This is a genomic window from Marinomonas sp. 15G6-16, from assembly GCF_055809555.1.
The window spans coordinates 674,658-688,415 of the sequence record NZ_CM147916.1 but is presented as its reverse complement, the minus strand read 5'-3'; the positions used below and the strand labels follow the sequence as shown (position 1 = coordinate 688,415).

Annotated in this window: 13 protein-coding genes; 4 read left to right on the top strand and 9 right to left on the bottom strand. The window is 42.1% G+C overall.

Annotated elements, in window-relative coordinates:
• Positions 1 to 22: 22 nt before the first annotated feature.
• Both AC0L46_RS03330 and leuS read right to left on the bottom strand, forming a co-directional pair.
• Positions 23 to 538 carry an LPS-assembly lipoprotein LptE gene (locus AC0L46_RS03330; protein ID WP_473505722.1) on the bottom strand — a complete coding sequence of 172 codons (516 nt, stop codon included), beginning with the start codon at positions 536 to 538 and terminating at the stop codon, positions 23 to 25.
• A 66-nt stretch (positions 539 to 604) separates the two neighbouring features.
• Positions 605 to 3,052: a leucine--tRNA ligase gene (leuS, locus tag AC0L46_RS03325; RefSeq protein WP_473505720.1), complete on the bottom strand. Its 2,448-nt coding sequence runs from the start codon at positions 3,050 to 3,052 to the stop codon at positions 605 to 607.
• A gap of 177 nt (positions 3,053 to 3,229) precedes the next feature.
• Between leuS and AC0L46_RS03320 the strand changes: the two genes are divergently transcribed.
• Positions 3,230 to 3,658 (top strand): zinc ribbon-containing protein, encoded by a 429-nt coding sequence (locus AC0L46_RS03320; protein WP_473505718.1) that lies wholly within the window; start codon positions 3,230 to 3,232, stop codon positions 3,656 to 3,658.
• Between the two features lie 47 nt (positions 3,659 to 3,705).
• Here AC0L46_RS03320 and lnt read toward each other — a convergent pair whose 3' ends face one another.
• From lnt to miaB, 5 genes are read right to left on the bottom strand one after another with little or no spacing between them, the layout of a single operon-like run.
• Complete coding sequence (gene lnt, locus AC0L46_RS03315; RefSeq protein ID WP_473505716.1) at positions 3,706 to 5,277, bottom strand: apolipoprotein N-acyltransferase; 1,572 nt, start codon at positions 5,275 to 5,277, stop codon at positions 3,706 to 3,708.
• Position 5,278: 1 nt separating this feature from the next.
• Positions 5,279 to 6,145, bottom strand: coding sequence for an HlyC/CorC family transporter (locus AC0L46_RS03310; RefSeq protein ID WP_414680929.1), 867 nt, complete (start codon positions 6,143 to 6,145; stop codon positions 5,279 to 5,281).
• Positions 6,146 to 6,157: 12 nt separating this feature from the next.
• On the bottom strand, positions 6,158 to 6,622 hold the full coding sequence (gene ybeY, locus AC0L46_RS03305; protein WP_414680928.1) for an rRNA maturation RNase YbeY: 465 nt from the start codon (positions 6,620 to 6,622) through the stop codon (positions 6,158 to 6,160).
• A complete protein-coding gene (locus tag AC0L46_RS03300; RefSeq protein ID WP_414680927.1) occupies positions 6,622 to 7,683 on the bottom strand; it encodes a PhoH family protein in 1,062 nt (353 codons plus the stop codon). The genes ybeY and AC0L46_RS03300 overlap by 1 nt, the downstream gene beginning before the upstream one ends.
• Positions 7,684 to 7,728: 45 nt before the next feature.
• Positions 7,729 to 9,084 (bottom strand): tRNA (N6-isopentenyl adenosine(37)-C2)-methylthiotransferase MiaB, encoded by a 1,356-nt coding sequence (gene miaB / locus AC0L46_RS03295; protein WP_414680926.1) that lies wholly within the window; start codon positions 9,082 to 9,084, stop codon positions 7,729 to 7,731.
• Between the two features lie 204 nt (positions 9,085 to 9,288).
• On the opposite strand from miaB, the gene AC0L46_RS03290 reads away from it, so the two are divergent.
• A complete protein-coding gene (locus AC0L46_RS03290; protein WP_473505714.1) occupies positions 9,289 to 9,990 on the top strand; it encodes a hypothetical protein in 702 nt (233 codons plus the stop codon).
• 4 nt (positions 9,991 to 9,994) lie between these two features.
• On the opposite strand, the gene AC0L46_RS03285 is transcribed toward AC0L46_RS03290, so the two are convergent.
• Positions 9,995 to 10,900 carry an OmpA family protein gene (locus AC0L46_RS03285; protein ID WP_473505712.1) on the bottom strand — a complete coding sequence of 302 codons (906 nt, stop codon included), beginning with the start codon at positions 10,898 to 10,900 and terminating at the stop codon, positions 9,995 to 9,997.
• Positions 10,901 to 11,039: 139 nt separating this feature from the next.
• The gene (locus tag AC0L46_RS03280) at positions 11,040 to 11,504 is read right to left on the bottom strand and encodes an EVE domain-containing protein (RefSeq protein WP_473505710.1); all 465 of its coding nucleotides are present in this window, start codon (positions 11,502 to 11,504) and stop codon (positions 11,040 to 11,042) included.
• Positions 11,505 to 11,675: 171 nt separating this feature from the next.
• Here AC0L46_RS03280 and AC0L46_RS03275 point away from each other — a divergent pair, with 171 nt between their 5' ends.
• Positions 11,676 to 12,779, top strand: a complete 1,104-nt coding sequence (locus AC0L46_RS03275; protein ID WP_473505708.1) for an HD domain-containing phosphohydrolase — start codon at positions 11,676 to 11,678, stop codon at positions 12,777 to 12,779.
• A gap of 23 nt (positions 12,780 to 12,802) precedes the next feature.
• Positions 12,803 to 13,729: a histone deacetylase family protein gene (locus tag AC0L46_RS03270; protein ID WP_473505706.1), complete on the top strand. Its 927-nt coding sequence runs from the start codon at positions 12,803 to 12,805 to the stop codon at positions 13,727 to 13,729.
• Positions 13,730 to 13,758 lie beyond the last annotated feature (29 nt).

Genomic DNA, 13,758 nt, shown 5'->3' with positions numbered 1-13,758 from the left:
TGTTGGCCTAAAAGCGATTTGCTTATAGTGGAGCGTAATTCAAATCACTGACTAATTGCGCCGCCAGATCAGTGTACATGGCTTTCATTTGCGACGTGTTATAAGACAAAGCGGTACTCGCTGAGCTATCTTGGTTTTCTAATACTCTGCTAGTGCTTATTTGCCTTGGGCCATAGAGTGATTTTCCATCAGCCTGACGAATAAAGTAATAACTGCTTAAACGTCGTTGAACCTGTGTTACATCATTTGACGAGTCGTAGGCTAAGTCTGTATCTGAGGAGGTGATTTTGTTCACTTTCAGATTAAATGTATTTTCGTTTGCGTTACTTTCTTCAAGGATGACAACGCCAGCTTTTACCAACGCAATACGCAAAGCTCGATCAAATTCATCTGAGCCACTTTCTGACGTTAAAGTTAATGTCTTAAGAGAGCTTGAAAGGTCTACTTGGCCGCGTAAATGGAAACCGCAAGCAGTAAGGCTCATCGCCAATATCGCGAATAAGAAGTAGCGAGTAGTGTGTATGAATGTGGCTTTCATATTCCCTTCTGTATTGTGTTGTAAGAAAGAAGGGGTAACTTAAGTTACCCCTTGTTTTATTTCCTATTAGTTGGCAACGATATTTACCAAACGACCAGGAACAACAATGACTTTGCGAACCGTTTTGCCTTCAAGGAACTTGGCAACATTCGGGTGAGCAAGAGCTTCTGCTTCAATGGTTTTCGCATCGGCACTGGCTGAAACCGTTAACTCTGCACGTTTTTTACCAAGTACTTGAACCACAATGGTTAGCTCATCTTTAACTAACGCGGCTTCGTCCAATGTCGGCCATGGCGTATCAACTACGTTGTCTGTATGGCCAAGGTCTGTCCAAAGTTGGTGAGCGATATGAGGAACAATAGGAGACAACAACAAGGTTGCTGCTTCTAATGCTTCACGTTCTACCGCAAGACCAAGTTCAGATTGATCTTCAAACTTACTGATCTCGTTGCAAAGCTCCATCACAGCAGCAATGGCCGTATTAAACGTCTGGCGACGTTCAATGTCGTCGGTGACTTTTTGGATGGTTTCGTGTGTTTTACGACGCAATGCTTTTTGTGCGCCATTAAGAGCTTCAATGTCCAGTTTGCCAACTTTACCTGCATTAACGTGACGGTATGAAAGCGCCCATAGGCGACGTAAGAAGCGAGAAGCGCCGTCAACACCAGCGTCATTCCACTCAAGGGATTGCTCTGGTGGAGCGGTAAACATGATGAACAAACGAACTGTGTCTGCACCATATTGCTCGATCATTTCTTGAGGATCGACCGTGTTGCCTTTCGACTTCGACATCTTGGTGCCGTCTTTGTTTACCATGCCTTGAGTCAACAAGCGTTTGAATGGTTCATCAGAGTTCACCAAGCCTGCATCGCGAAGCAATTTATGGAAGAAACGCGAGTACAAAAGGTGAAGAATGGCATGCTCTACACCACCAACATATTGGTCTACTGGAAGCCAGTAATTTGCTTCTTCGGTTAACATCGCGTCTGTTGAGTCTGGGCAGCAGTAGCGTGCGAAGTACCAAGAAGATTCCATAAAGGTATCAAAGGTATCAGTTTCGCGTTCGGCTTCTTCACCGTTGAATATGATGTTAGAGAAGTCAGGGTTGTTTTTGATAGGCGAATTAACGCCATCCATCACGACGTCTGTTGGCAATTCAACTGGCAGTTGATCGGCTGGAACAGGAACCACAGAACCATCTTTTAGGTTGATGGTTGGGATTGGTGTCCCCCAGTAGCGTTGGCGGCTGACACCCCAATCACGAAGGCGGTAGTTGACTTTGACTTCACCGATTTTGCGCTCTGTCATCCAAGCTGAGATAGCATCGAATGCTTCTTTAAAAGCCAAACCATCAAATTCACCAGAATTACATAAGACGCCTTTTTCAGTGAATGCAGCTTTGTCTAAATCAATTGCTTCTTCGTCCGCTGGCTGAATAACTTGTTTGATCTCCAAACCGTATTTTTTAGCGAATTCGAAGTCACGTTGGTCATGGGCAGGAACAGACATTACCGCGCCTGAGCCGTAGTCCATCAAGACAAAGTTGGCTGCATAAACTGGCACCACATCACCTGTAATTGGGTGAACAGCTTTAAAACCTGTGTCCATACCTTTCTTTTCAACAGTGGCCAAATCAGCTTCTGTTGTAGAGATTAGTTTGCATTCTTCAACGAAAGTAGCTAATTCTGGGTTCTTTTCAGCAGCTTCTAAAGATAATGGGTGCTGAGTCGCAACGGCCACATAAGTCACACCCATGATTGTATCTGGGCGAGTTGTGTAAACAGACAAGCGATCTTCTTTGCCTTCTACTTCGAAGCTGAATTCTAGACCTTCAGAGCGGCCAATCCAGTTACGTTGCATGGCTTTAACGTTTTCAGGCCAGCCATCTAACTGATCAAGGTCGTTTAATAGCTCTTCTGCGTAATCTGTGATGCGGATAAACCATTGAGAAATCTCTTTACGTTCAACCAAAGCACCAGAGCGCCAGCCGCGACCATCGATAACTTGCTCATTGGCTAATACTGTCTGATCGATTGGATCCCAGTTTACTGCTGCAGTTTTTTTGTAAGCCAAGCCTTTCTCAACTAATTGAGTGAAGAACCATTGTTCCCACTTGTAGTATTCAGGTGTGCAAGTGGCAATTTCACGATCCCAGTCGTAGCCAAAGCCAAGTTCTTTTAGTTGGCCTTTCATGTAGGCAACGTTTTCCATTGTCCATTTGGCTGGTGCCGTTTTGTTTTTGATGGCGGCGTTTTCTGCTGGCAGACCAAACGCATCCCAACCCATTGGTTGTAGAACGTTTTTACCTTGCATGCGCTGATAGCGAGAGATTACATCGCCAATGGTGTAGTTACGAACATGGCCCATGTGAAGTCGGCCACTTGGGTAAGGGAACATGGAAAGGCAGTAGAACTTCTCTTTACTAGAGTCAGCGACGGCTTTGAAGACTTTGTTTTCGTCCCAAAAAGATTGTGCAATTTGTTCAATTTGCTGCGGATTATATTGTTCTTGCATGATGTAATCGTATCCCATGATCGACGTGAGGTTGGCAGACCCATATTCTCTTTTGATAAAGCGGAAGCATTATAGCGACATAGCGCAGGATAATGCTGAAATGGCCAACAGAGTTAAAAAATATACGCTATTTTATAGAGATGAAGCCTTAATTAGAAGGTGCATGGAGGAGGAGTTATGAAATCAATGAAAAAAGATTTACCAAAATCCATTAAGAGTTCTAATTTAGTGGAAGAAGCGCGTAAAACATTGCAAGGTGCGAAAGATTGGTTATTGGAAGACGTTGCTTTGATGAGTGCTTATTGGCACGACAAAATGGACTATACCGAAGCCTGGGTTGATGCAAATTGGCACCTTGTTTTAGATGAAGGACATGAATTGATTGAGGAGCTGGATGAAAAAGAAGACGCTGCACTATTGTGGTTGATCAATCATGTTAACAATAATCCTGTTCCACTAGAGCAATGTCATGTTGTCGGTAGTGTTGTCGAGTCTGGAACGTATCATTGTATGTCTTGTGGTCATGACAATGTATTAGAAAGCAAGCAGGCACTAACGCCTTGTGAAATATGTCATTACGGATTGATGTCGACACATAACCAATAAATAGGAGCGAGTTTGTAAGTGGAGTGGCTCGCTCTTTTTTTACATGATTAGTTATTTTTTCGTTTAATGAGCAAGCCACTCAAATAGGAAAACACAATGCAGAATGCCAATAAGATTAAGGTTGGCCAATAACCAAGGCTGACATAAGGTGTTATACCTGTAAAAGCTTTTGCTTCAGCGGTGAGTGTGGTTTGCTTAAATTGTGGCGCTTGAGCAACAATTTCCCCTTTCTCGTTAATAAACGCAGTGACGCCTGTATTAGTTGCTCGAATCAAGTAGCGACCTGCTTCTTTAGCTCTAAATTGCGCGATTTGTAGATGTTGCCAAGGGCCAAAAGAAGTGCCGAACCAGCCATCGTTACTGATGGTGATTAAAAAGTCACTGTCTCTTACCATACGCCGTACTTGCTCTGCATAGACAATTTCATAGCAGATAAAAGGCGCAATTCCCCATTCTCCAGCTTGCAAAACGGGTTGATTATCGTCACCTGATTTGAAGTTGGAAATTGGCATTTGGAAAATATCAAGCAAAGGACCAATGTAGTCACCGAGCGGTGTGTATTCACCAAATGGCACGAGTCTTTGTTTGTAATAAAGCCCAAAGCCATTGCCTGTTGCCCAAATAGCATTGTAGTAATCTTTTCCATCATCGCTGACATCAGGAACACCAGTGATCAAAGTCGTGTTGCTGTCTGCAAGTTCTTGGCTGAACGAAGATAAGTGAGGTCTTATTTGTGAATAAGCATAAGTAATGGCGGTTTCTGGCCAAACTACAAGATCACTGTCTAGGTGTTCCATTGTAGCTTGCTGGTACTCAGTAAGTGATTTTCCTGCCATGTGGGCAAGCCATTTCTCGTTCTGCTTCACATTTCCTTGAACCAAGGTGGCTTTTAATGAGCCAGTTTCTTCTACCCAGGAGACAGGAAAGTAACTTAAAAATGCGGCTCCAGCCCAAACAACAAGAACCGTTAGCGCTGGGGCTATGTGATTGGATTTTTTTAGCAATAAACTGGCAATAGTGCTGGCTGTTAAAATTACAACAGCGCTTGATAGCCAGATGCCTCCGATAGGAAGCAATTCAAACAACCAAGTATTTTCAATCGCATAACCCGGCAGCAGCCAAGGGAAGCCAGTGAAGAGAGTGCTTCTAGCAAATTCGCCTAATAGTAGTGCGAGAGTGACCCAAAGGCTGGTTGGTAACTGAGAGAACTTGTTAATTAAGCGCCAAGATAGCCATGCTGAAAAAGCCCAAAATAGGCAAAGTACAGAGACAAAAGCCAGTGTGATCATAGCGGCAATAATAACGCCCACCTGACCATATTCGGCAATACTGACGTAAACCCATGAAACCCCAGCACCAAAAAAACCTAAGGCAACGGATGCGCCACGTTGACTGGCGATTTTGGCCGTCGGGCTGCTTAAGATGAATAGCGTAAAGGCGATTAGGCTAATAAAGTAACCTGGCCAAAAGTGAAAAGGCGCGAAACTAGTGACACCTAATGCACCTGCAATAAGGCCGATTAGAATGGTTACTTTAGGAGATGCTTGATTAAGTAATTTAAGAAGACGAGACTCCCGCCCCGTCTTGTGGTTTGTTAAGTCGGGGTGGGGAGCTGACATATTATTCTGAGGTTTCTCGTGTTGGTTTTGAAACTTGAATCGTTTTGATTCGTCGTCCATCGGATTTAACGATACGGAAATGGAAGCCGTTAAAAATCAGTTCTTCATCTCGCAATGGTACATGGCCAAATTGTTGAACCAAAATACCGCCAACAGTATCGAACTCTTCTTCGTTAAGCTCGACTTTAAAGAACTCATTGAAGTCTTCTATGCTGCAAAGAGCAGGAACCAAATATACACCTGGCTCGCCTGTTATCTGAATGCTTTCATCTTCGTGCTTATCGGTTTCATCTTCAATTTCACCGACGATTTGTTCAAGTACATCTTCAATGGTAACCAAACCAGATACGCTGCCATATTCATCTAGCACTAATGCCATATGATTGCGCTTGGTTCTGAAATCGTTAAGCAAAACATTAAGGCGTTTACTTTCAGGAATGAAATTGGCAGGGCGCAAACGAGCAAGAATGTCTTCGTTTGAAATGCCTTCTTCTTTGAACAATAAAGGAAGTAAGTCTTTCGCTAGTAATACACCGAGTATTTCGTCTGAATCTTCCCCGACAACAGGGAAGCGAGAATGGGAGGAATCGATTACTTTGCGAATCGACGTTTTTGGATCATCCTCAGACTTAATGACGACCATTTGTGATGGTGGAATCATGATGTCACGTGCTTGCACTTCCGATACTTCTAAAGCGCCTTCAACAATAGTGAAAGCATCTTTATCTATAATGTCGGATTTTACAGCGGCTTCTAGCAATTTAACGATATCGCCTCGGCTGCGTGGTTCATCATTGAAGGCTTGCGTTAAACGCTCAAACCAAGATTTTTGTTGATCGTTAGGTAAACTCGATCGGTCATCGCTCATTAGGGTGTTAACTCACTCTTTTATCAAATAGGGGTCGGAAATGGACAGAGACGCTAACAGCTCGGTCTCTATTGATTCCATTTCTTCTGCTTCATCATCATTTATATGGTCATAGCCGCGTAAATGCAAGATACCATGAACAGTCATATGTGCCCAATGATGAAGTAAGGGTTTTTGTTGTTCTTTTGCTTCTTTTTCGACAACTTGAGTACAAATGACTAGGTCGCCTAATAATGGGAGTTCTAGCCCAGGTGGCGCTTCAAATGGAAAAGAAAGCACATTTGTTGGCTTGTCCTTGCCTCTATATTCATGATTGAGAGCGTGACTCTCTTCTTCATCGACAATGCGAATGGTTACTTCAAATTCATCACCAGAGGTTGGCAGTGCTTTTTCTACCCAGAGTCTGAAATCAGCTTCACTTGGTAAGTTGTCTACAGCGTCAGTCGCTATTTGTAGGTCTAAATCCAAGTGAGCCATTACTCTTTACCTGTAGTTTTGTCGCTGGATATCTGCTCAGCTTGGGCTGCGCGGCGAGCTTCATTACGAGCCTTCTTTTCGGCTTCTTCTTCGATATCAAAACGATCATAAGCTTCAACAATGCGTTGAACAATTGGATGACGAACCACATCTGAAGAATTGAACATGGCCATGCTAATGCCATTCACGCCTTTCAAAACATGCATGGCGTGAGCCAAGCCAGAAGACGTACCACGAGGTAAATCAACCTGTGTCGTATCACCCGTAATCACAGCGGTTGAACCGAAACCGATACGAGTGAGGAACATCTTCATTTGCTCTCGTGTGGTGTTCTGGCTTTCGTCGAGAATAATAAAAGCGTTGTTCAGTGTACGTCCACGCATAAAGGCAAGAGGAGCAATCTCGATGACATTTTTTTCAATCAACTTATCGACTAGCTCAAAGCCAAGCATTTCATATAAGGCATCGTAAAGAGGGCGTAGATAAGGGTCAATTTTTTGTGATAAATCGCCCGGTAAAAAGCCCAGTTTCTCGCCCGCTTCAACCGCGGGTCGAACCAACATGATACGCTCAACTCGATCTGCTTCTAAGGCTTCAACGGCACAAGCAACGGCTAAGTAGGTTTTTCCTGTTCCTGCTGGACCGATACCAAAGTTAATATCGTGTTGGCGAATTTGCTTAACATAGCCCTGCTGGTTTGCGCCTTTTGGCTTGATGTAAGCTTTGCGAGTTTTGATCACAACCTGATCATTTCTCTCTCTTTTGCTGCTGGTAAGAGACTCAATAGCCGACTCTTGAAGGTACAAGTGAATGGTTTCAGGCGAAATTTGTTTGCTGGCAAGGGCTTCTCGGTAAAGATTTTCAAGAAGCATCTTAGCTGCGGCTACGTGCTCTGAGTCGTCGCCAGAAATACTAAAGAGGTCTGCTCGATATTGAATAGAAATATCCAAGCGTTTTTCTATTAGCTTGATATTTTCATCGAGCTGACCACAAAGACCAGCCAAAGCATCAGCATTGGCTGGAGTTAGACGAGTTTGTTGAGTTGTCTGTGTAATTTCCAAGGTTTGCCTTTGTCTATTTGAGTAGAAAGCTTTTCAGTGTAAAGCTTATTGAAGCACAAAGTCAGTGTCGAGTTCAGAGCCAACTAATTCACCAAGCAGAGAATTAGGGTAAGCATCTGTGATAACGACATCCGCAAATTTGCCAATCAATTGAGGATCGAATGCGCGGAAGTTCACAATTCGATTATTCTCTGTTCGACCTTGAAGCTGTCCTGGATCACGAGGTGAATAACCACTGACCAGAATACGTTTCACTTCACCAACCATGGCTAAGCTAATGTCATAAGCTTGCTGACTGATACGGCGTTGTAGAATAGAAAGGCGCTCTTTCTTAACATCTTCTGGCGTATCGTCTTCTAAATCAGACGCCGGAGTGCCAGGGCGCTGGCTATAAACAAAGCTGAAAGAGTGATCAAAGCCAATTTCTTGAATAAGGTTCATAGTATCAACGAAGTCGTCATCCGTTTCGCCAGGGAAACCAATAATGAAGTCAGAAGACAAACTGATACCAGGGCGAGCTTCTTTAATTCGGTTGATCTTATCAATGTAGTATTGACGATCGTGCCCACGTTTCATCGCACTTAAAATGTTGTCAGCACCACTTTGAACTGGCAAGTGTAAGTGGCTTACCAGTTTAGGTTCAGTGCGGAAGGCTTCAATAAGGCTATCTGTAAATTCAACAGGATGAGACGTTGTAAAGCGAATACGCTCTATACCATCAATTTGCGCAACCGCGTGAATAATATCAGCAAGATCCGTTTCATCGCCTTCAGGCGATTCACCACGATATGCGTTGACATTCTGCCCTAATAAATGGATTTCGCGCACACCTTGTTCAGCCAATTGAGCTACTTCGACAAGAATGCTGTCGAATGGTCGGCTAACTTCTTCACCGCGAGTGTAAGGTACGACACAGAAAGTACAGTATTTACTGCAACCTTCCATAATAGACACAAAAGCTTCCGCGCCTTCTACGCGAGGCGCAGGAAGGTGGTCGAATTTCTCAATCTCCGGGAAAGTGACGTCGGTAATTGGAATTTGGCTACCTGCTGCATTGACCATTTCAGGCAGCTTATGCAGTGTTTGAGGTCCAAAAATCATATCTACGTGTTTAGCTCGCTTGCGTATTGCGTCGCCTTCTTGGCTTGCAACACAACCACCAACACCAATTACAAGGTCTGGATTTTTCTGTTTTAGCTTTTTCCAGCGCCCAAGTTGGTGATATACCTTGTCCTGTGCTTTTTCACGAATGGAACAGGTATTTAGAAGCAATACGTCTGCTTCGTCTGCGTTGTCTGTGAGTTCCATTTCATGGCTTTCGCCAAGTAAATCTGCCATACGAGAAGAATCGTATTCGTTCATTTGACAGCCATGAGTTTGGATAAAAAGTTTCTTTGCCATGTAACCTATAAACCTAAAAAGAGTTCGTCTAATCGACTTTGGGGTTATTATATTGGGCTTTGCTCTGGAAGCCCAGAGCTGTTATGAATTCCCTGTGTTTTTAAGTAAAAAAAGTAACGTGAGAGAGTCATACTTTTTCTGACTGGAGCTTTTAATCAAGAGAGGTCAGAATAGTTGAACTAATGGATTGGTTTTGGAGATGTTTTGAAAGCTTATTTTCGTGCTTCTGTGTTGATGTTTTTGATCTGTGTAGGTGTTATTGCTCGCCCTCTTTATGCAGAAGTAGAACACCCTAACTTTGTGTTTGGTCTAGGTTATGGTGTATTAGATAATGACTCGCTGGTGAACATAGATTTCGCTATTAATATGCCAGTGGCAGAACATATATCCACGCAGGTGTTGTTAAATAGTAACTATTTGATCACAGGATCAACTGAAGAAAATTTTGCGCAATCTGAACTGTCTTCCAACTGGTTTTTGAGTAATCGTTATGGACGAATAGGTTTGGGCTTAGGTTTTAGCGAGCTAGAGCCCATGGATGAAAGCTTAGATGTTGAGCGAGAATTAATGGGGCAGGTTATTGGGGAATTATTTATCGATGACTTCTCTTTGTCGGCTCATTATATTTCAAACGAATTAACATTAAGCAATGTAACAAGCTCTCGTTTTGGAGCTGGTTATTATATCAATGAAGATCAGCGTATCTCCTTCTACAGAGAAGAATACGGTGAAGAGAACATAGGTTGGCGTCTAGAGACCTATTTCCAACCCAAGAAATATGAGCAGAAGGGAAGCGTTGGAATCATATTCAGAACAGGCGAAGACTATGATTATTTAGGCGTTATCCTTCAATATTACTTTGACCATAATGTCTCTTTGCAGCAGCGAGAAAAAGAGTTTCATTAAGCTTTTAGTCATCTGGCGTTATCTCTGTGTCTACACTCCAAATAGTCCATTTCGGTAAGGGCGTTTCTTTATACGTGGCGAAACGCTCTCCAATTATGATTTCTACGCGACGATTACTTTTTCTACCTTCCAATGTGCGGTTTGATTGAAGCGGTTTGGAGTCTCCATACCCAATGGCTTTTATTCTATCGTCTAGAATAGAAAATTGATCAGTGAGTACATCGGCTACTTGATTTGCTCTCCTCTTGGATAATGCGAGGTTTATGCTTGGGCTTCCTGTGCTGTCTGTGTGTCCTTCAATAATGGTTATGGAGCTGGGATTGATTTGTAAAAAGTTTGCGAGCTTTTCAATGATAGCTTGATGACTTTTTGGGCTAACAAATTGATTGAGAGCGAACGGAATTGTGAATGTACTGTGATGGTTTTCTGATCGACTTTCTGATGTGATTTGTGGTTGGATGATTTCACCAATAACTCTTCGATTGGCTTTTCTACCGGCTTCAGTTTGGTTGGAGCTTAAAGGGTGCTCTTGTCCGTAGCCAAGCGTTTTTATACGGTTTGGATCAATATCGAAATTGGTTGCTAATGCTCCTGCAATGGATTCAGCTCTTTTCTCAGATAGAGTTAAATTATGTGTTCTAGAGCCTTTGTTATCTGTATGACCTTCAATAATGACGATGGTTTCTGGGTAGTCTTGTAAGAATTGAGCTAGGTCTTTTAATGCGGAATAGTGTTGTGGGTGAAGCTCGTAATCATCTGTTTCAAATTGAACATCGAAATTGATATGAAACGACTCTAGGTATATTTCAGGGCATCCATCATTGTCTACTTTTGACCCCTGTTTTGTGTTTTCGCAAAGATCTCTGGCATTAATAACACCATCTTTATCAGAGTCTTCTAGCAGTACCATTAAATCTTCTGAATAGAGAGAGTGGCTCGCACCAAAAGAAAGAGAACTGAAAAAATATATTGCGATCCATATGCACTTTATCTTCATTTATGAGAGTCCTTGTCTGAAGCTTTTTACTTACCTGTCCATTTATTTCTTACTAATTACTACTTTTTAAAACTGACGTTATGTGTTCCCATTCATTTTTTGTAACGGGCATAACAGAAAGTCTATTGCCTTTCCTTACCAACGCCATATTTTGCAGATCTGGTGATTTTTTGAGCTCTGCAAGAGTGATCATTTTCGACCACTTCTGATTAAACTCAATATCAACCATGAACCAAAGTGGTTTTTCTTCGGTCGATCTTTTATCAAAATACGGACTGTTTCTATCCCAACTGGTATGGTCGGGGTAAGCTTCTTTACATACTTTTGCAATACCAACAATGCCTGCTGGTGAGCAACTTGAGTGGTAAAAAAATACTAGATCGCCCACTTTCATTTCTTTCATGAAGTTTCGAGCCTGATAGTTTCGCACGCCATCCCATGATGAACTCTTCAAACGCTTCAAGTCATCAATGGAAAAAGCATCTGGCTCAGATTTCATGATCCAATAGTTTGTCATAATGATCTAATCTGATTGAAAAACATACAATATATTAACGATTATGAGAATTTTATCTACTAGTATAAAGAGGTATTAAATTTTTACGGATTGCCTTAAAGTTACCTGATACTTTTAAAAAATAGTCTCAATATTTTGAGGAAATATTCGTTGTCCTAATGGATCGTAAATATGAGTCACTTTGCGTGTAAAGAATTTTCGGGATTAGAGAAAGAACTAAAAGATGATTTGCTGGAATGCTATGTAGAAGCACAAGAAGAGATAGAAGATATCCTCATTGCGATCGACAAAGACGGTTTTTCGTTTGATAAGTTAGACCAATTATTTCGATCTCTTCATAGCATGAAGGGGAACTGTTCAGTTTGTTTTTTAGACCCCTTAGTTGATGTTTTACATAGATTAGAAGAAATCGTTGACGGCATGAGAGGCGGCTATATTCAGTACCACATTCATTTAGGTGAATTGATTCAATGTGTGATTGAAAAAGTTTTTGTCCTTTTAAAAGAAATTTATCAGTTTCATGTAGCGGAAAGCGAAGTGCGAGACATTTTGCAGACAGGCTTGGACGCTATTTACAAAGAAGAAAATGAAGCTAAGCGTTTGTCCTTGACGGTGAGTCTGTTGAAGAAATGTGATCAAGAGGTTGATGAAGAGGAAGAAGAATCGGAATCTCAGTCACTCATTATTAAGGTTGAATACTCTGAAAGTCAGCAAGCAGACATTGATTTATTTTCAGGCTTTAGCCAGAAACTGAATCGATTGCTTGGCTTTTCTAATGAAAGAAGCGAGAGAATTCTTAAGCTATGTCAGTTGATTAATTCTGAATGTGTTGACCCTGTTGATCCTGCACAATTAAGCGCTGCGGCTTACATGCATAATATGGGAAAGGCTCAAATTCTGAATTGCAGTGATGATGACGAAGAAGCGAAGAAGCATGCCCAGTTGAATCATCCTATGGTTGGTGCTCAATTACTAGCCAAGCATGAAGGCTGGGAAGAGGCCGCTTTAATGGTCAAGCATCATAAAGAGCGATTTGATGGTACTGGTTCACCAGATGGTTTAATTGGTTCTTTAATTCCACAGGGCGCATTTATTATCTCTATGGCGGTTATGTTTCTTGATATCGTTTGGGGGAAATCTGGCAAGGAATACAATAAAAGTGCTATGCGAGCCATTCAAATGGTGAATTTAGAAAGTGGTAAAGCATTTCCACCTCATCTTATTCAGTCTTTTAACTCTGCAATGCGTAAAGCCCTAGTGGCGAAAAGCCGATAATATGCAGTTGGTCTTTCTTTAATATGAATAACCGATTATTGCCTCTTGTTTTTCATCCGCACTACAGTATTCCTTTCCCCTCTGGTCATAGGTTTCCTATGTCTAAGTTTCGTTTTCTGGCAGAAACTTTGCGTGAGCAAGGTATTTTAACCAATGAAAATGAATACACCCCAGAGCCACTTTCACTTACGACCTTGATGCAAGCCCACGACTCTGGCTATGTTCAGCGTTTCATTCGAGGAGGGCTTACGGCGTTAGAGGTCAAGGAAATTGGTTTACCTTGGTCTGAATGGTTGGTTGAGCGTACTTTGCGTGCTGTTTCTGGAACCTTGCTGACAAGCGAGCTTGCTCTTCAACATGGTCTTGCGTGCCATCTTGCGGGAGGAACGCATCATGCTCATCCTGCCTCAGGTTCAGGTTTTTGTATCTTTAATGATCTTGCTGTTGCTGCCTTTAATTTGGTTACTACAAATAAAGCCAAGAAAGTGCTGATACTTGATTGCGATGTTCATCAAGGTGATGGAACGATTGCTTTTTGTGAAGGGCGAGAGGACATTATTCCTGTGTCTTGGCATTGTGAGGAAAACTACCCAGCGATTAAAAAAACAGCGGGGATAAACATACCGATTCCAAAAGGAGCAGGAGATTCGGATTACTTAGATATTCTTAAAAAGACGCTCCCTAATATTTTGCAAGAGCACCAACCGGATTTTGTTTTCTACGATGCGGGTGTCGATGTTCATCAAGATGATCGACTTGGGTACGTGAATTTAACGGACAACGGTATTCTAGAAAGAGACAAGTATGTTATTAATGCTTGCATGACTCTTAATATTCCAACCGCTTGTGTTATCGGTGGAGGGTACGATAGGCAGGAGGAAAAAGTAGCTTGGCGACACAGTTTACTTCATCAAGCTGCCAATCAGGTTTGGAATGAGCGCCTGAAATAATCAGGGATTTGGTTAAAAAATATAAAATT

What these genes read in the sequence shown, in the direction of transcription:
- AC0L46_RS03280 (WP_473505710.1), bottom strand. Translation starts at nt 11,504, where the DNA reads ATGACAAACTATTGGATCATGAAATCTGAGCCAGATGCTTTTTCCATT.
- AC0L46_RS03270 (WP_473505706.1), top strand. Translation starts at nt 12,803, where the DNA reads ATGAATAACCGATTATTGCCTCTTGTTTTTCATCCGCACTACAGTATT.
- AC0L46_RS03330 (WP_473505722.1), bottom strand. Translation starts at nt 538, where the DNA reads ATGAAAGCCACATTCATACACACTACTCGCTACTTCTTATTCGCGATA.
- leuS (WP_473505720.1), bottom strand. Translation starts at nt 3,052, where the DNA reads ATGCAAGAACAATATAATCCGCAGCAAATTGAACAAATTGCACAATCT.
- ybeY (WP_414680928.1), bottom strand. Translation starts at nt 6,622, where the DNA reads ATGGCTCACTTGGATTTAGACCTACAAATAGCGACTGACGCTGTAGAC.
- AC0L46_RS03275 (WP_473505708.1), top strand. Translation starts at nt 11,676, where the DNA reads ATGAGTCACTTTGCGTGTAAAGAATTTTCGGGATTAGAGAAAGAACTA.
- AC0L46_RS03320 (WP_473505718.1), top strand. Translation starts at nt 3,230, where the DNA reads ATGAAATCAATGAAAAAAGATTTACCAAAATCCATTAAGAGTTCTAAT.
- miaB (WP_414680926.1), bottom strand. Translation starts at nt 9,084, where the DNA reads ATGGCAAAGAAACTTTTTATCCAAACTCATGGCTGTCAAATGAACGAA.
- AC0L46_RS03285 (WP_473505712.1), bottom strand. Translation starts at nt 10,900, where the DNA reads ATGGTACTGCTAGAAGACTCTGATAAAGATGGTGTTATTAATGCCAGA.
- lnt (WP_473505716.1), bottom strand. Translation starts at nt 5,277, where the DNA reads ATGTCAGCTCCCCACCCCGACTTAACAAACCACAAGACGGGGCGGGAG.
- AC0L46_RS03310 (WP_414680929.1), bottom strand. Translation starts at nt 6,145, where the DNA reads ATGAGCGATGACCGATCGAGTTTACCTAACGATCAACAAAAATCTTGG.